This window comes from Rhizobium sp. WSM409, from assembly GCF_057653825.1.
The window spans coordinates 30,606-47,706 of record NZ_JBYGKP010000006.1 but is presented as its reverse complement, the minus strand read 5'-3'; the positions used below and the strand labels follow the sequence as shown (position 1 = coordinate 47,706).

Here is a 17,101-nt window from a genome sequence, read left to right as displayed (position 1 = left end):
ACCTACGAGACGACCGGGGCGTCTTCAAGACTAACGGGCCGCCGCCATGCCACGTCGAACTTCTTGGCCATTACCTTGAATCCGCTGGAAGTGGGATGGAGTTCATTTTTCCAATCCCGCGTGTAGTCGCGGTCCACAAGCGTTCCCTGTGTCTTCACCAATTGGAATTTGTTTTTTCGGTTGGACTCCAACTCCTCGAGCATCCGACGAAAGCGAATTAAAGCATCGACGACGATAGCTTTTCCATCGGCCGGATTCCACTTCTTCAAGTCGAGCGATGGCTTCAACCAAGGGCCAATCTTCAATCCGAAAAAATCGACCGGACGCCCGTCAGGCGTGGGGAAATCATAGGAGTGTCCAATCACTCTAACTCCCGGCGCATACATGTCCCGCAACTCGAACAACGTTTCATAATTCGCCTTCACGCGGACGAGCAATTCGTTGAACACCTCTAACTGCAGCCCTTCGCTCGCTGGTATTCCGCTGTTGTAATTCAAGTAGTCCCGGAACTGGTTGCCCGCCACGTCGTTCCCGCCAGCGGAGCAGAAAATCGCGTTCGGATGCCCGTTGAGCCAGAGGTTTTTATTCTTGAGCGCCTTTATCAGCCGTTCCTGTTTCTTCGGCGTCATCATGTCGGTGGTGGCATCGCCGTAATGCGCAAGGCGCAGGATCGGTTTTTTATGCTCATACATCAGATCAAGTTGTGCGATAACGTCCGTCTGACCGATACCCAAGTCGTTGGCGAAAGGATAATCGAACCACGAATCTCCTACCGCTACAGCCGATTTAGGCTCATCGGCGGCCGTCCGGGCAATTCGCGGATCGCTCGCCGCGCGAACGTCCTCCTCCTGCTTTTGCATTCGTGCTTCGATGTCGAAGTCGATCTGTTCGTCAGTCAAAGCAAGCGCTGTCAACCCGTCCTGCATAACTAGTTCTCCTGATAGTGGACGCATCCATTCGAATGGCCGACGATCCCCGTCGAGCGTCCGCGTTTTCACAATTTCGAACGCCGTCGGGATCGCACGCTAGTATGAAGACCATCGGCATTCCGCCGCGTCGAATCAATCTACTGCGCGGGGAGTGCCGTCATCCATAAACGGCTCAGGAAGTCCTTCCGTGGCTTCATCCGGCCAGATCCCTTCGTCCACCTCGACTTCGCCCGCCGTAGGCTGCAACCGTAATGTGGAACCAGAGGCACGTAGAAAATACTCGGTGGGTGTCTTGTTGCCCTTACCGCTGACGTATCGCGTATGGGTCGCACCCTGCACCTGATTGTCCGCGATAGTGAGTTCATCGTCTCCTTGACAGGAAATGACGAGATAGATGTGGTCCGCGCCTGGCACGTCGTCCGAATGACTGAAACACACTCCGACGTCACCAGGTTGCTGTCCGCCATTCGCGATGCGTGACCAGCGGCGGATGTTTCGCAGACGATCTGCCAGGTTCTGTGCGCCGGTCGTCACCGGAATGTCGATACCTGCTTCGCGCAGGAAGTGACTAAGTGTGGCCGCGCACGATTTTCTCGGGTAAACGTATCCGATGCCCGCCATCGTCTTTTTGGCGAGGCCTTGCACCTTCCTTATGCTTTCCGGGGCGCTACCGATCTTGATGAGCTCCGGAATTCTGGCCGCGTCGCCTCCGTTCCGATCAGCAGAAAGCGTCATACCCATCGCAGGATGTTCGGGAGTTACGCCGGTGCTGAACGCACCGATTTCGTTTTTGGCTTCATTGGTGTCGACACTGAGCCCATCCCAATCAAGATCCACCTTACGCTGTGCCACGGACCAGCGGTCCGATGCGTAAAAATCCTTCGTTCCGGGGAAGCTCGTCGAGGCACTTAGCCAGGTGAATTCGGCAAGATGGCGGTCGAGGAGTGCGGCGCAAATTACCCCGTCGCTATAGACTCCGACCTTGTAATGACCATTCAGCACGGACCGCAGCCCGGCTACATAGCGGACAACGCCCTCAATGTGACTTGCATTGTACCCATGCGGAAGATGTTCCAGCGCGAAGTAGATCGCAGAACCTTTAGGTTGGCCGACCTGTTGTGCCTGGGCCAAGGCCATTTGGGCGTGATGTACGCCCTGGTCCTCCGTGAGTTCAGGATCTCCGTCATCTTCGAAGACCGTGAACAGCTTCAGGCCATTCTCAGATACGAGTTTGGCCTCGTATTTTGTCAAACGCTTCCAGCTTCTCGAAGAATAATAGCGGCCCAGGATCGTCACGCCTCGGCTCTTCAAAATTCCAATTCCGTCTGAAACATTTGTGCTGACATCAACTACGGACATTCCTTGCCCTCCCAGGATGTTGCGACATGATCGTCAAGTTGGGTTCCATGCAGGTGAAGCACGCGAAAGGGCGGTGAGTTAGGCCCGCGCCAAAGCTTGAATGATAAGTGGCTTGAAAAATGCAGTAAAACAGCCGGCGCGCCGAACCTGACGTCACACCATTGGGAGCATGGCGGTCGTCACCGTGCGGATCGTCTGGAAGTAGTTGGGGCTCGCAATGAAGAATCGGAAGTTACCATGCCATTCTCCGGATAACTTCTTTCTATGAATTACTTGCAGTCAAGAACCAAGCAGACGTCTCGCTCTATATACTCACAACCGGGCGCTATTAATAACGCACAACCATTACAAGTTGTCAATATCTACAAAAGATTCTAAATATAATTGTGCGAGCTTGATATGTCAGTGTAAGTTTCGCCCCAGAAAACCCCCGATCCGTTGTTACTGTTGCGCAGTGATTTTCTCACCAGATTGGTGTTAGAGCTTACAAAGTACCCGAACCTCAAAGCGCGCGTGAGGACCTTCGGTGAGAGCGGGCAGCGACCTTCATTGACCAATACAAACTGCATGAGTTGCCCTAAAGGCTTTTGGTTCCCGCGCGGGCGCACGGGATGATGGCTTTTGATGAGCTCCTGATGCAGACGTTCCAGCTAGGCTTACCGCGGGGCCGTAAGCGAGCCGCAGGCGAAATCGACCGTCATGGTGTGCTGAGCATGATACCGATCAGGCCTTTCACTGGATCGTACGAACCGGCAGTTCGAAGCCCCTTCGCCGACAGGCTCTGGGTTTCGGACTTTACTTGCATCGCGACCTTGCAGAGCTTCGTCTAAGTGGCCTTCGTCATCGACGCTATCGCCCGTCGCATCGTGGGCTGGAGGGTGAGCCGGACAGCACATGCCGGTTTCGTCCTCGATGCCTTGAAGCAGGCATTCACGATCGACGTCCCGCTGACGGCGGCGGTCTCGTCAATCACAGTGTCGCGGTGGTCAATATGTCTCGACCAAGTATTCGGGTCGACTGGCCGAGGCCGGAATCGAGCCTTCCGTTGGCAGCGTCGGCGACAGCTACGTCAACGCGTCGCTGAAACGATTAACGGCCTGCACAAGGCCAAGGGCACTCATCGGCGCGGACCATCGCGGACCTTCGAAATGGCGAATTCGCCACCACGGAAGGGGTTGATTGGTTCAACCACGACAGCTTAGCTTCTGAAGCCCATCGGAAACATCCCGCCAGCCGAAACCGAGGAGGAGCATTCCGTAATGCTGGACGCATCAGCCATGGCCGCTTAACTTAAACAAAGCGGCCTCCGGCAAACCTGGGGCGGTTCGGTCGCGCGTGCGTACGGCGCTTACTACAACCGCTCTGCCTCAGACCTATCCAAACCATCGCGGTTCAATCCGCTCGCTGCTACTCGACCAGGAGACCGTAGGCTCTCCCCCAGAGATCCTGCTGGGCGATCTAGCTAGAGAGAATGTGCCTCTCGCCGCGAGGCGTTCGCGTAGGTTCGAACGCATATGCTAAACTTGACGCGCAGCTAAAATACGATAAAACTTATCCTGGTAAGCAGGAAACGTGCGACCTGTGTTCGACCGAGTTGCAATACGATGTCGCTAACAAGGTTGACAAATCTAGATTTCTGGCCCCGGTCCGCAGCTAAGAAACTGGCTGATCGGTGGATAGACACGGCAGTACAAGTTTTGTCCGTTGCAAGAACTAGCGATGGACTTGACTCGCTGGCCTTACAAGCGGGCCTGTCGAATGTGGATATGGCCAAGCTGATTGAGCTTACTAAGCTCTCGTTGTCATCTGACGACGAAGCGGCACTCCGCACAGACGTGGATGCAGTGGAGATGGGGCTTGGAGCGCAACGCCCCAAGGGAGGCGTTTCTCCCAAAAAGCGGGAGTAAAGCCAAAATATTGGGGAATTAATGACACAAGAAGTAGATACTGACCGGTCGAGTCGGTCGCCTTTTGGTGGTCACCCAGTTAACAAATTGGCGAAGGTAAGCAAAAAGGTCGTCGCCGCCTTGGAGTGAGTATATCTTGACGAAGCGGAACAAGTCCTCGCCGCGGCATCGATAGATTCGGTACGCCTCTCCTCAGAGGAAATCGTAGAGGGCGCTGGTCAGAAACTGGGGGCTTTGGTCGATCTACTATCCGCCGCCATCCCGCCAGCCGTCACGGCTTCCGTTCGGAGCCCGACGATGACAAGCTTCCATCTTGGCGCGCTGGAGCCTGACGCCGATGTCAACCATTGGCTGCGATGTTTTGCCATGTTTCCCTCTTCGAAACACGGCGGACATGGTCAATTCAATTTCCCGACCTGTCCACCCCAAGGGGCGCACTCCACTCATGGCTTTATTGTCACCCCGGTATATTTCCGGCGCTGTGATACAGGAAGCTAAAATAGCAGCCATGGCGACCATTGTCGCAATAGAATCGCCCGATGTCGGCGACGGCCGCCCGATCTGGGGAGGGCCAGCCTTTCCTTGACCGGCGTTAGCACTGATCAGTCAGTTGCGGCGATGGCAACGAAAGCGACCAAAAAAGTGCCGGGGCGCAAATCCTTCAGCGCTCACGACGGCGCGGCAACCGTCGAGTATGCCCACTATAAGTTCAGAACGCCTCAGCGGCAACGGGGTATCGGCTGTGTCTGCATCAGGGGTTGATTTTCGAGAACAGTTACGCGAATGCGTTCTGAGGAATTTCCTCTAGCGATCTGGCAGGCAATAGATATTGCATCAGACCACTCTACCGGCTGAGCCCGCTGCCGAAGGATCACCATAAGCGTTCCGGCGGCGACGGCGGAAAACTTCGTAGTCGTTTTCCATGCCTCAGAGCGTCCTGCCCCTATCGCGACAATTTTTTCCGGGTGTCCCACGTCAGAGCTACTTTGGGCCTGGTTGGCACGTGCTAGGCGAGCGCTGCAAGGTGAGCGTCAGCCGCCACTGGCTCTGCCTCCCGGGGGCATTATCGAGGCGACACCGTCGCCTCGATATGCCAATCATTCAGCGCATAGCCACCATCCGTTGGGATCGCCAAGCTAATCCGCTGAAATCACGCCGCTGCATGATGCGGAATGTCAGTCGGGATCGGTCGTACCTGCAGCGGCTTACAGTCACGGCGGAGGTGGTGACCTTCTTGCGGCCGATTGTCAAACGTCTACCTTTCCGTATGTAACCGAGAGCCAAAATGGACCGTTGGCCTTCAAGACATCATTGAGTTTTGAGGCGCATTCACGAAGCTTATCAGCGCCTTCGAAAACTCCGACGCATCCATGTGTGCCGGGCGGCGGTCCGTCAGGATGAATTCGAAACGCGCTGCGGTTACCCGTCGGATTTCGCTCATCCAAGTCAAATGAGAAACTGACACCTTCGCGTTTCATTCCAGGGGTGTTACCCCTATCGGGCCTATAGTTGCTGACTTTAAATAGACCCGGGGGAGTCGGTCCGTTTTTCCTTCTGAAGTCGGCAACGAACCCCCCGGTGTTGGCCTTGTAAATGCCAGTCACCTTTTTGTTTGCGTCAAAGACGGTCAATGTTCCCCTGTACAGTTTGACGTGACCCGCATCGACCGCTTCCATTGCCGAGAATGCCGCAAGGGTTTGCAAGCCTGCAGCTGCGATCGTTATTGGAAATGCCGCCGCCGTCGCCTTCGCCATGTCATCCATACTGAGGACTGGAGCCTTCAGGCTTTCAATGAAGTCGGCCGCGTTGGCAGCAGCATCGCCGGACAGCTTCGCCATTGCGCGCTCAAAATTGTCTTGAGCGGAGGTATATAGCGTTAGAGTGATATCCGATGGCCCCTCGATTGATAGGCTCGAGAGCACAGAATAGATCCGCAGCCATTGTTCAATTCGCGCCTGCGACGGGTCCTTCTCCACCTCCTCGCCAAATTGAAGCACATAGGGCTCAAGGGTATTTTCATAGGCACTAACTAGATTGCCGCTGCTCTTAGCATTTTCCAGCTCGTCGAGCGTTGCGTCAAACGATTTGGCCATTTTCTCCTCCTCGGCGTGATCGATAAATTGAGCAAGCCCAACTGACATTCCAAACGCTGCGCGGACTTGTCTCGGTAGTGTTTCGAAGCGTCTTCACACTGCTATTTCTTTAGTTTAAGCGAAAAATCGAAGTCCCTCGTATCCATCGCAATGCCAAGATGGCGAGGCACTTCGGTAACATCGGCTACAGACGAAAGGCTCTGGAGTGGCCCCCAGCTTTTCTCGTAGAAAGCATGCCATATAGAGGCCATCCGACCAGAATTTCATTTTTAGTCACAACATAGTATTGCCACGCGACCACGGCGCGCCAATCCTGAAGCAGCTGGTCTCCACTAACGTTTCCGCTTGCAGGTCTTGCAACATCCGGCACTTTCACCAGTGACACCGTCGAACAAGTGACTCGTTTTTAGCCTCGACGTTGTTCTGGCCGACACGGAACATTGTGTCGTCGATACCGCTGCTGCGCGCGGATATAACCGATGCGGTGCCTCCACGCGTATGAATGTCACGAGCGTGCGCATCGTCCACGCCCTGTTCAAGGACGCTTTTCACCCAATAACCGAGTTGACTGATTGCTACCGGACGGCGGCGGCATATCCGTTTCCATCCTTGCGTAAACCAATGGTCAGTGCTGTTGAATCTCTCGCCCACGGTCTTCGACCATGGGCGAAGGTTGTTGACGACGCACGGCCTGTCCGGGTTTGCCGCGCACAGGAGCCGATCCAGTCCTGCCGACAAGCCAGTAGCTCCGCGTTCGTCAACTTCCGTCTCGCGCTTGAATTGCTCCCATTGTTGATCTGCCAATGCATCGGCCCAAGAAGCCGCAATGTCTTGCCATAACTGGCTGTCGTTCCTTAGGCGATTGAAGAGCCGAGCCAATGCCCTTAGTCCAATGCCCCATTCCGACGGTTAAGTGCGGATCAGTTCGGTCGTAAAAGTGTACCTCCGAAAACACCCGGCGTGAGCTCTTCGAACGGTCGAATAGATGGTGCAAGAGCCACAGGTCGGGATTCTCTTCCAGCACATCCAACGGGTTATCTGGCAATTCATCGCCACTAGTGTCCATCAGAATTTCCTCATGTTCCAAAATGGTCTAGCGAATCGAGCAGTGCGACGCTTCACATCCTCTTCCGCCTTACGTCCCTAATCCGGACCAAGCTTGTGGTGCCGTTGCCCTAAATCGCTGCTTATGGCCGTCCATTATAGTCAACGCAAACCTGTTCCGACGGTGATTTAGGCAAGCCGACTCTGAGACGCACCCTGCGAGGATCTACATAGGTCGCAGCCTATTAGCCGCTCCGGCTTGGCGAAGCGCGTTTTCTTTCGCCCGTTGATGATTTCTGTGCTGCGACAGAGACCTGTTTTTTGATGGATGCGGTCGAGGTGACGGCCTCCCAACAATCCATCGAAATATACTGATATGGGATTGTGCCATTTCCGGCTCCGTAGGGGCACTTGAAGCCCCAACTAATATCCCAGCTATTGCGAAGGATAAAGAACCCGCCTCCGGGGGAGTTATTATCGTCCTGGTAACCTATCAGACACATCGCATGCCCGCCGACGGAGGGCTCGTTTCCGATGCGCATATTTATGCGTCCTGTTTGTGTAGTGTATGGTGACTTGAACCAACTATCGTAGACTGGAATTGAAAAGCCCACGACTGAACCGCCCGCCAACGCAGCTTTGATCCGAGTGACATCAGTCGGGGGCAAAACGATCGTACCGAGCTTGTACTTAGCGGCGTTGGCCCGCGCCGCTTTTGGCTCTTGGCCATTGTTGTTGCAAGGGCCGAGGGGATTGTAAGGCCAGACTTGCTCCTCGCACTCGCCGAGTTTAGAAAGGACGGTGGCTGCTTTCACTTGCCACGTTCCGCACACGTTTGGTGACCCGTCGATTTTTTTCGTTTCGTCATAGAGAAACTGTTCAGACAGATCCACAGGCTTCCCGGCCCTGCGACGGTAGAATTCATGGACCGCGGTCAGCGCATGGGCGACGCAAGTTCCTCGTCCCCCCTGGTTGCGGATTGGCGGCATAAGTTTGGCATAATTGACGTTTGTCGGTAGAGCCCCTGGTGGCGCCATCGCGGTCGTCGCAGCTCCCTTGTTAAGAGCTTCCACTTGCTTGTCTGGCTTCAGCGCACCGAGATGGAAGCTCGTCATTGTCGGGTTTTGCACTGACGCCGCCACAGCTGGCGGAATCGCTGCGGCGAGCCTTTCCAATACTTGGTCGAGCGTCTGGTCGCGGCCTTGAAAAAGCATTCCCAGTGCCGATCGGCCCGGTTCAAGCGATGCGACAGCGAGAATTTGCTCCGCTTCGTCGAGAGATGCTCCCTCCAGAGCCTCTAATATGCTGCCACTAATACCTTCTACCTGGCGAATGGGATGGCCGCCGAAGGGGGACCGACGAGATCGGTGGTTATTAGGTTCTCCAACCATTTTTCATCCCTCACGATGTTGCGATTGTGCTCACGTTTTAGGGGGCGAGCACCTTTCCGGGCGACGCGCCCCGAGACCCATGTCTTTTGTATTCACTTCTGCCCCGAGTACGACATTATCATCTGGCGACAGCGACAACTTTGTCTGCTCGATGAGCCTCAAAATCTCGGCGCGCGACAGCTCCGTCTGCGCACTCAGCGCGGCGAGACCTTCGTCCGTTTTAGCGACTGCGAGAACCTGGACTGCCGTATCGATCCAATGAGCAGCTATCTTCCGAACCGCAGTTCGGGGCCAAAAATCAAGTGTTGCCCGGCTTGTCAGAGACATTGCTCGGCCCTTTTATCGAGCAAAGCATGCTACGCATTTACCAGTATAGGTTTAGCGCAAATTAGCACCTCGTCAAGTAATCTATCGTGTTGTGAGGTAGTTTGTTAGGCTCGTTACGACTTAATAAGTAGCGTCACCCGCATCTATCGGATTTCTCTGACCATGCGAATCGTCATCTACACCCAATGAGGTAGAGCCCACGACATTCTAGCAAAGATCAATGATCGCGTTTCCCCTTTTGATAGTCGCCGACTTTAGGCAGGCGAGGTCGAGCAAACAGATCCGCGTTCTGAAGACCCGGCGCGGAACGGGATTCGAAGAGGGTAGGCACGAGAGTATATCCAACGATGAAGCCTGGGAAGGGATGGTCGCCGAGGCGAAAGCCATCGCCATTTTAGGGACGCGAACTTCTGATGTTGGCAAGCTCACAGAGTACTCCAACCAGCTTGACCTTCTGCGCCGCAAATACAACGTCCTTGCGAACCTGAGTCTAGCTGCCAGGCAGGCCCTCTATGCGCCAGACGCTGAGATAGCGGCAGCAGCGGCAAGCCTTAAAGCTACGGCAATAGAGGCCGGGGATTTGGCCGACAACTTGAACACCATAGCGAAGCTGATTGGCGCCATCACAAAGTTCGTAGGCGCCATTTGATCCGTTCGCCTTTAATTTTAGCGCGAACGCTCGATTGCGAGCTATCCATCGCGGAACTCACGTCGACCAATAGTCCTCTTAGTTTGTCCATCAATCTACTATTCGCCGATTGGCGCGATTGCATTTATGGCTGCACCCAGCCTGGAGGAGCGAGCTCATCAACCCGTTCGAAGGACGGCGCTTTGGCCTTCCATTCCGCTCTCTGCGAATTGAAGTTTACGATAGCGGCCAATATCGTCTGACGATCTATCTTGAGCACATCCTTCTTCTCGATCGAAAGCTCAATCGTCTTCGCCAAACTCCGGAGCGATTTTGCAGTCCTAAATTTGAGGTTACCTGAAATGAGGCGCAACAGCAGATCAAAAGATACCGCCCGACGGAAGGCAATTTCGAGTTGCGCATCTTCGGCTCTGGCTGCCATTTCAAAGAGCCTAAAGACGGTGTCCTGAGTGAACTTTCGAAGATCGTCTGGAATGACTTTGACGATAAGGCATTCGGTCAGCTCGAACGCCCAAGGCTGCCATTGCGCTGACTTCAGTCCGACATTTATGTCGTCGATTTCCTTCTTGCCGAGCTGCTTCTTTGGTCGCTTCTCTTCGATAAACTGGAGCGCGTCATCGATAAATTGATGGTTTTTCGATGGGTCCGCGGCATTGCGGTCAGGGATATATGGCAACAGGAGAATGCCAAAGGTCTCGAGCAAATTACCGAGCCTACTTGCCTCAGCATCGTCCTTAACCGCTCTGATGCAATAGTGACCGCCTGCCGGAATGCGACCGTTGTCCTTGAGGAAGCGCAAGATCTTGAAATAGGGCTCACTTCGTTCCATCGATGAGCCAATGAAGATGACATTGCGCGTCTGAAATAGATTGGCTAGATACCAATCCATATTATTATCATAATTTTTAATATAGCTTGAAATAGACGCAACGCAGGTTGTTCTATCTCGTATTGTACCGTGCAGTTTAACTATTTTTCTTGTGTTCGATATTAGATTTAACATCCCTGAGGATGGAAGTACTACATTGTACCAGAAAAATGTATCTTCAATTAGGCAGTCGTAATTGGTGGTTACGATGTCTTCCAGCCCCCAATTGCGCATGTATCCCGGCAGGCTCCCCGACGGCGCGGAAATGTATTTGTACAGTTGGTCGTAAAATTTGCCCTGAAGAAGATCTTCAAGGTATTCGGCGGCATAAGCCGTACGTCCATTGGAGATCAGCGTGGTGATCAAGGCATGGTCAGCGGTATTCAGGTGGGCGTTAGCGGTTATCGTTTCGAGCAGATGACCCCACGTGGGAATATTCCCGAAGCGAGCGCTTAACCCAGCCCCCACCCAGAGCGCAGAAGGTCGCTTCTCGGCCATGAGATCGGCAATTCCATGGAGACGAGGGGCCAGGAGATCGGAGTTGAGAATTTCAGCGATTGTTGTTGGCATCGTCGCCGCTTCCCTTGAAGAAGGAGAGGCCGGACTCGAACCAGCGACCTACGGCAGGTTATGCCATCGCTCTCACCGCTGAGCTACTCCCCCTGCTCTATGATTAGCATAGAGTATTTCTTCCGTATAGCGGCCCGGATCCTTATCCATACAGCTTTCACAAGAAACAAAATACTTCGCAATGCGTCAGCGATTGCACGTCCCTTTCACTCCATTGAATGAGACGCGAAGGGGAAATGTTTGTTCAACATGAAACCTTGCAACGAGTTCAGAAAACTAAGAACCGTTTTTTAAGCTCCGGGATATGTAGTTCCCAATATAAACGAGAATCGTTGATTATGGTTGACCTTTAAACATTGCCAATCTCCGGTACATACCGGAGATCAATGCCACGCCGAACCTAATGAATGGGTTTGCAACAAAACCTGCAACAACAGCAGCAAATTCATATTTCGCAGCCCTGCCAGGTTCGCAGAAATCGACCATGATCAGAAAACTCAACCTGCCTACACATCTTTAACCCGGATCTATGCCATGATAAATCATGGTGCAAATCCGGTGAATATTTTGCGACAGAACCTCGTCGTTCGGCATCGGGAATGGGGGATGCAATTGATGCGCATTTGGCTCGGTCTTTTTTTTCTGCCTATGTTGACAACGATCGCAGGCGCAGCGGAATGCGACCGGTCGATGCTCCCGATCCTGTCACCAGCCGATCTTGCCTATCAGGATCGCGGAGACCGCTGTGAAGGACTTTATCAGCAGACCGTCGCGACGACAGGCCTGCGTATCCTCGGTTTCCAACGCGGCGCCAGTCAGATTTCCGAAAACGATCCCGGCACCTACGTCTATGCCGAGGCCAAGGGTCGCAAGCAGCTTGTCGTCGAGTCGGCGAGACGCCGTCAATATTACCGAATGGATGCCACCTTCGATGGGAACCGCTTTTACTATCCCCTTGCACTGACACGCCGGCCGGAGCTGGCGATCAAAAGTGCCGAGCTTGCCGCCCGTGTCTGCGTGCGCGATTGCGACGGATTGCTTCCGGTTTTGGTCCCCGCACGCCTGGCTATGACGGATGCAGAGGCTGGAGAGCCCTTCCTCCTGTTGCAGGCGACGGAAGACTTGACCTATCTGCAGATCGAAGTCACAGGCCACGGTAAGGAGATTGCTAAGCGCGATCTGCTCGGATCCATGACCTGGGCATCCTGGCGCCCGATAGAAATACCCCTGGGCGAGTTTCTGCAAACGGGCAAAGACAGCGAACTCACGTTCAAGGCGACAGCCCGAGGGCGATCAATCAGCCAGCTCGACTCTGTGTCTGCCGTTCTCAGGGTCGAAGGCGAGTGAGGTTGGCGTCGTCATTGCGCACGTTGACTGCGAGCATCTCTGGCACACCCGTCGTAGGGATGTTGTTGCGCCGTCCTTTATTTGCGCTGCTCTTTTTGGTCGGGGTCAGCATCGTGGTTGCGTCGCTGGCGACGTTGATCAAGGGACCGTTGGTGACGTTCGGACTATCAGTCGAAACAAGCGGTTTCGAGCTAAAAGTCGGAACGTCAGCTATCTTTATCCAGGATCTCGAAGCGAAATCGGTGAGAATCGAGGAACAGGGCGGTGCAACGACACCCCCATCGAACAATCCATCGCATGCAGAGGCGAAGCCGCCCTTTGAGATCGGCACGAGCGAGGCACAGCTTGTCAAGCTGGACACTTTGGTTGTCCCAGCGGGCTCTCTTTTGCGGGCCCGTTTCTTCGTTAGTGACGACCTACTTATCCTCACCGTCGAGCCACCAGAAGGTTCGACTACCAAGAGCGAAGCTACTGCCACTTGGTACCGTCCCACACCACCAGGCTCCAAAGGCGACAAACCGCCTGAGATGCTGTCGAACACGATTCAAGCGGCCGGTTTTGTGATTCAGCTTGGTCAGCCCGCCAAAGGATCGAGCGGGACCACGCCCTTCGATATCCGAGGATTGCAGTTTTCGACGCAGGCGGCCAATCCGCGCGGCATCTATCCAATCAGCCTTCTCGTCTCTGGGCGATTGCAGTTCTTCGCCATGGGGACTCCCCTCGAAGCGGAGACAGTGGAAGATGGTGAGATCGTGAGACTGTCGTCGCTGGAAGCGGAGGTTGGCAGGTTGGGCATCGGCGAGAAGGGATTGAGCCTGCAGATTTTCGGCACTGCTGCAGATGTCGGAAAGGGCTTCGGTACAGCCGTTTCGTCGATTTACCCGAGCGCATACACGGTCTTCGAGGCGCAACCCGCCGTGCTTGCGGGTGTCACCCTCTCGATGGGCGTCATCATGGCATTGATCGGCGCCGTATCGTTTGGTGCGGAGGTGCGTGACGAGAGGTGGAAGCGTCGCGACTAATTCGGCTGGTAGCGGACGCTGTCGTAACCCCGGACGTGGTATTCGCCACCGGGCTGATCGCGGATCATCTTCTGTCTTTTCCAGCAGGTTTCATAGCTGTTCGGCTTCCAGTTGCTGACACCGCGCAGTTCTTCGCAGTGACCCATGCCAAAGGCGGAACCCATATATCGATACCATACGATGCTGTCGCCATTCTTGGCGATCTCCATCAGTCCGTATCCCGGATACGCCGTGCCGCCCCAGCCTGAATAGGTCAGGACGAACATGGTGTCGTTGACGACGGACAGCAGGGCGACCAGATCCGCCGATGTGAATTCAGCCAGCCAGCCATCCGAAAGACCCTTTAAATTGCCCGGTAGCGCGCTGGCATCCTTGCACCAGTCGTAATTGTCGATTTCGCTGAAACGCTTGCAAATTGTGTCGTTGGCGGGGTGACGAATACTGTTCTGGACCGGGATGACAATGCCGAAGCGAGTGGCAAAATTCGCCGCCTGCGATTTCAATCCATCCATCTGTTCGTTCGTATAGCCCGTCGCTGGGGGATCGATATCCGGCACCGTCAAACCGGCCTCTATCATCGCGCGCACAAGGGCGGCCTTTTCATCCTGCGTCGCGGATAATTCCTCAAGCCAGTTCAGCGGGAACATCAGCAAAGGCTGACTGTTTTCCTGACCCCAGAGCTCCTCATAAACGTAGGGGGACGCGCCCTTATTCAATAGTGTGATCGCCATGGGCACGTTGTTTGCCTGCAGCGCGAAATATAGGAGACTGCGTTGACGGCCGGAATCAAGCGAGGCAAGCCGATTTGGATCGAACCCGCTTTCGATCAGGCGTGAGAACCAAGCCATGGCTTCAGTGCTTCTGAATTTCTGGACAAAAGCAGAGAGGGTCTCATCCTGGTCAAGCAGATGATTGACGATTGATACCGCTCGCGCGTTTGGCGGAGCGACCCTCAGCGCGCTGGACTGCGCTGAACTGAGCGCCGCGCGCAGGCGCAGCTCGAGCTCCGCGTCAGAAGCCAGGTCCTTCTTGGGCCCCTGGATGATCGCGAAAACAAAACCGGCGCTGCGCAGTTGAGTTTCGATGACCGACAGCTTTAGAACGGAAATAACGTATTGATCATCGGACAACGCAATTCCAATGACCCTGTCACTGCTGTCCTTTGCTATGCCCCCCGACACGCCCGGTCCTGCCTCGAACGACTGGACTCGCACGGTGTCTCCTTGGTCAGCGGTGATCTTTTGCGCGTTCGTGGTCGTACTCCATTTTCCCGCTTCCGTTTGTCCGATCAGGCTCGCCGGCTCTTCGATCGCGAAGTCGTCTGTGAGGCGGCCGACAGGCAGCCCGTTCGCAAAATCCAGACCGGCGAGTTGTTCGGGAAGCGGGGCGACGATGACGGCGAGATCCAGGTCCGTGCCAAAATCAGCCTTCTCCAATTGCGCCGGCACCAGTTGCGCAGGCTTATCGAGATAGCGTACGGCAAGTCGGTTGGGCTGCTCAGGGGTGGAATAGATCACGTGGCGTGCGGTCACGATCAACGCCTGTCCGTCGGCGGTCACCCCGACGACCAGACCCGCGCCGGCGACGGGTTTGCCCACCGGAGAAGTCGCCTCGATCATCACCACCAACCGTTTGGGATCAACCGGGTCTTCCGCCGCAAGAAGCTCCCGCGCCGCCAACGCAAACATCACCAGTGAAACGACGAGGAGCGTGGGACAACTTTTGGAAAAACAAAAAACGAGGAGCGCGATCGGCTTGTGGAATATCTCCAGCGGTTTGATCGTCGGGTGCGCCCTCGTTTTGGTAATCCCGCCCCGACGTTTCAAAGGCCTGTTGCCGTTGAAACCTCGTCGCGGAAGGACGCTGGCCGATAGCAGCGCGAAGAAGGCCGTTGTCGTTTTGGCTACATTGTCAAGCAAACCTATGGCACGAGACACTGTGCCGGCTTCGCCTATATTCTTCGAATTAGCGCACATCGAGACCAACTGTGGCACGACGCAATATTCAAAAGTCGAAAACGTCCCTGTCAGCATTTCCTGTCCCTTTTGTGATTAAGCCGCAGTTTATCTAAGATAGAGCGTAACATTCTTTCGCCGAAAATGGCGTCATTACAAGTAATTATTACCCCAAAAGCATGACTAAAAACGGTGTTGTCACATAAGCGCGACGTCAGCGAATTTGGCATAGAGATGGTGGTATGAAGAGTTCTGCCGTCAGCTATGACAGCCACCGTTTCCCGCGCCAATCCTCTCGAATGCGGTCTGCCTTTATTACAGATCTCCGCTGAGCTACGCCTTGTCGAGGAAATGCCGCTGGAGCGCGGAATTGTCGTCTCTGAAGAAACGATCCGGTGATGGGGCCGGAAATTCGGACCGACCTACGCAAATCAACTTCGTCGCAGGCGACCCTCGCGCAAAGGTGTCTGGCATCTGGATGAGGTGGTGATTTCCATCGACGGCAGAAAGTACTGGCTTTGGCGTGCCGTTGATCACGATGCTATGTTCTCGACGAGATTGTTCAGAGCCGGCGCGCGAGGAGGAAAGACAGCGTTTCTCCGTCTGGCCGCGACCGACCAGCTTGCAGCACTTCGTTACGCATTTTTCTCTGAACGCACCGCCTGACTGAGCCTCACATCGATTGACAGCGCACCGGCAGATCTCCAGCGGATCGGCGTCGTCGGGGGGCACGATGGGTGCCGGCATTGCAACGGCGCTCCTTCTATCAGGATCCGAAGTCCGGCTTCTGGAGCGCGACACAAGCGCCGCGGAAATCGCCCACGCCCGCGTGGACGAAATGCTGGACGCAAGTGTTGCACGGGGCGCTGTTTCTCGGGAGGCAGCGGACCAGGCCATCGATCGGTTTGCCGCAAGCGCTGACGAGACCACCCTCATTTCCTGCGACCTTATCATCGAGGCTGTCTTCGAAGACATGGGTGCAAGCGCGATATCTTCTTTGACGCGATCATAGGACGCCACGACGCGTGCTGCAGACATCCGCCTCGACCCGACGATAGAAGAAATGGCTGCGCGCGCTTTATTGGAGGCCGATGGGGAATCGCCCATTCGATCGGCGGGCGCGTGGCTCTTGAAATGAGTCGCCAGGCACCGGATCGAATTCAGGCGATGGTGCTGGCGAATACGAACGCCGAGGGTCTCGGCGACCACCTTTCGGATACCGTAGCTGAAACGCACTAATCCAGCCAAATCCGTCCAAGATTCCAGTTCCCGCTCAGGTGTTGCGAGAAAGACTCGAAGCGATCGTTGTCAATCGGTACGACTCAGCCGAGGCTCCGCCCGTTTTGGTGCTCTTGAAGGGATATGAACCGACGGCCCGTCGTTCAGCGGATTTATTCGTATTAGATTTTTCCAACCCGGACAGCTACTTACCTGCTGATAGCCGTCAGCTCTTTTTGGACACAGCCATCCGCGATGCGCGGTACAGGCATCACGACCAACCTTAAGAATGGCAGAGCGCTGGAAAAGGCCGCACATATGGCGAACCATTCCTTGACTCGTACGACCCAACTCTACGATCGCCGGAGCGACGATGTCAGTCTGGATGAAGTGGCACGCATTCTGATCTGAACCTTGGGGCT

General features: G+C 54.9%; 10 protein-coding genes, 1 tRNA gene and 3 pseudogenes. 7 read left to right on the top strand and 7 right to left on the bottom strand.

Annotated elements, in window-relative coordinates; all coding sequences use genetic code 11:
* Positions 1-2: 2 nt before the first annotated feature.
* Positions 3-926 (bottom strand): SGNH/GDSL hydrolase family protein, encoded by a 924-nt coding sequence (locus tag AC25BC_RS34590; RefSeq protein WP_128438870.1) that lies wholly within the window; start codon positions 924-926, stop codon positions 3-5.
* 135 nt (positions 927-1,061) lie between these two features.
* Positions 1,062-2,288, bottom strand: a complete 1,227-nt coding sequence (locus tag AC25BC_RS34585; RefSeq protein WP_128438871.1) for a glycoside hydrolase domain-containing protein — start codon at positions 2,286-2,288, stop codon at positions 1,062-1,064.
* Positions 2,289-3,023: 735 nt separating this feature from the next.
* On the opposite strand from AC25BC_RS34585, the pseudogene AC25BC_RS34580 reads away from it, so the two are divergent.
* Positions 3,024-3,577, top strand: a pseudogene (locus tag AC25BC_RS34580) (DDE-type integrase/transposase/recombinase); the annotation flags it as partial.
* Between the two features lie 1,865 nt (positions 3,578-5,442).
* Here the strand turns inward: AC25BC_RS34580 and AC25BC_RS34575 are convergent.
* Complete coding sequence (locus AC25BC_RS34575) at positions 5,443-6,288, bottom strand: L,D-transpeptidase (protein WP_164902998.1); 846 nt, start codon at positions 6,286-6,288, stop codon at positions 5,443-5,445.
* Between the two features lie 1,289 nt (positions 6,289-7,577).
* On the bottom strand, positions 7,578-8,723 hold the full coding sequence (locus tag AC25BC_RS34570) for a C1 family peptidase (protein ID WP_128438873.1): 1,146 nt from the start codon (positions 8,721-8,723) through the stop codon (positions 7,578-7,580).
* A 547-nt stretch (positions 8,724-9,270) separates the two neighbouring features.
* Between AC25BC_RS34570 and AC25BC_RS34565 the strand changes: the two genes are divergently transcribed.
* A complete protein-coding gene (locus tag AC25BC_RS34565; protein ID WP_128438874.1) occupies positions 9,271-9,699 on the top strand; it encodes a hypothetical protein in 429 nt (142 codons plus the stop codon).
* Between the two features lie 124 nt (positions 9,700-9,823).
* On the opposite strand, the gene AC25BC_RS34560 is transcribed toward AC25BC_RS34565, so the two are convergent.
* The gene (locus AC25BC_RS34560; RefSeq protein ID WP_128438875.1) at positions 9,824-11,137 is read right to left on the bottom strand and encodes an SIR2 family protein; all 1,314 of its coding nucleotides are present in this window, start codon (positions 11,135-11,137) and stop codon (positions 9,824-9,826) included.
* Between the two features lie 20 nt (positions 11,138-11,157).
* Positions 11,158-11,230: transfer RNA gene (locus AC25BC_RS34555), tRNA-Val, on the bottom strand.
* A 249-nt stretch (positions 11,231-11,479) separates the two neighbouring features.
* Here AC25BC_RS34555 and AC25BC_RS34550 point away from each other — a divergent pair.
* Complete coding sequence (locus AC25BC_RS34550) at positions 11,480-12,484, top strand: hypothetical protein (protein WP_128438876.1); 1,005 nt, start codon at positions 11,480-11,482, stop codon at positions 12,482-12,484.
* Between the two features lie 2 nt (positions 12,485-12,486).
* Positions 12,487-13,506 carry a hypothetical protein gene (locus AC25BC_RS34545; protein ID WP_128438877.1) on the top strand — a complete coding sequence of 340 codons (1,020 nt, stop codon included), beginning with the start codon at positions 12,487-12,489 and terminating at the stop codon, positions 13,504-13,506.
* Here AC25BC_RS34545 and AC25BC_RS34540 read toward each other — a convergent pair.
* A complete protein-coding gene (locus AC25BC_RS34540; RefSeq protein WP_128438878.1) occupies positions 13,503-15,539 on the bottom strand; it encodes a S1 family peptidase in 2,037 nt (678 codons plus the stop codon). The two genes, AC25BC_RS34545 and AC25BC_RS34540, sit on opposite strands and share 4 nt — an antisense overlap.
* A gap of 164 nt (positions 15,540-15,703) precedes the next feature.
* Here AC25BC_RS34540 and AC25BC_RS34535 point away from each other — a divergent pair.
* From AC25BC_RS34535 to AC25BC_RS34525, 3 genes and pseudogenes are all read left to right on the top strand, one after another.
* Positions 15,704-16,036: pseudogene (locus AC25BC_RS34535) on the top strand (DDE-type integrase/transposase/recombinase); the annotation flags it as partial.
* A 158-nt stretch (positions 16,037-16,194) separates the two neighbouring features.
* Complete coding sequence (locus AC25BC_RS34530) at positions 16,195-16,473, top strand: 3-hydroxyacyl-CoA dehydrogenase NAD-binding domain-containing protein (protein WP_128438879.1); 279 nt, start codon at positions 16,195-16,197, stop codon at positions 16,471-16,473.
* Between the two features lie 458 nt (positions 16,474-16,931).
* Positions 16,932-17,090: pseudogene (locus tag AC25BC_RS34525) on the top strand (tyrosine-type recombinase/integrase); the annotation flags it as partial.
* Between the last annotated feature and the right edge of the window lie 11 nt (positions 17,091-17,101).

Coding starts and splice junctions, on each gene's coding strand:
- AC25BC_RS34560 (WP_128438875.1), bottom strand. CDS start 11,137: ATGCCAACAACAATCGCTGAAATTCTCAACTCCGATCTCCTGGCCCCT.
- AC25BC_RS34565 (WP_128438874.1), top strand. CDS start 9,271: ATGATCGCGTTTCCCCTTTTGATAGTCGCCGACTTTAGGCAGGCGAGG.
- AC25BC_RS34575 (WP_164902998.1), bottom strand. CDS start 6,288: ATGGCCAAATCGTTTGACGCAACGCTCGACGAGCTGGAAAATGCTAAG.
- AC25BC_RS34570 (WP_128438873.1), bottom strand. CDS start 8,723: ATGGTTGGAGAACCTAATAACCACCGATCTCGTCGGTCCCCCTTCGGC.
- AC25BC_RS34585 (WP_128438871.1), bottom strand. CDS start 2,288: ATGTCCGTAGTTGATGTCAGCACAAATGTTTCAGACGGAATTGGAATT.
- AC25BC_RS34530 (WP_128438879.1), top strand. CDS start 16,195: ATGGGTGCCGGCATTGCAACGGCGCTCCTTCTATCAGGATCCGAAGTC.
- AC25BC_RS34590 (WP_128438870.1), bottom strand. CDS start 926: ATGCAGGACGGGTTGACAGCGCTTGCTTTGACTGACGAACAGATCGAC.
- AC25BC_RS34540 (WP_128438878.1), bottom strand. CDS start 15,539: ATGCTGACAGGGACGTTTTCGACTTTTGAATATTGCGTCGTGCCACAG.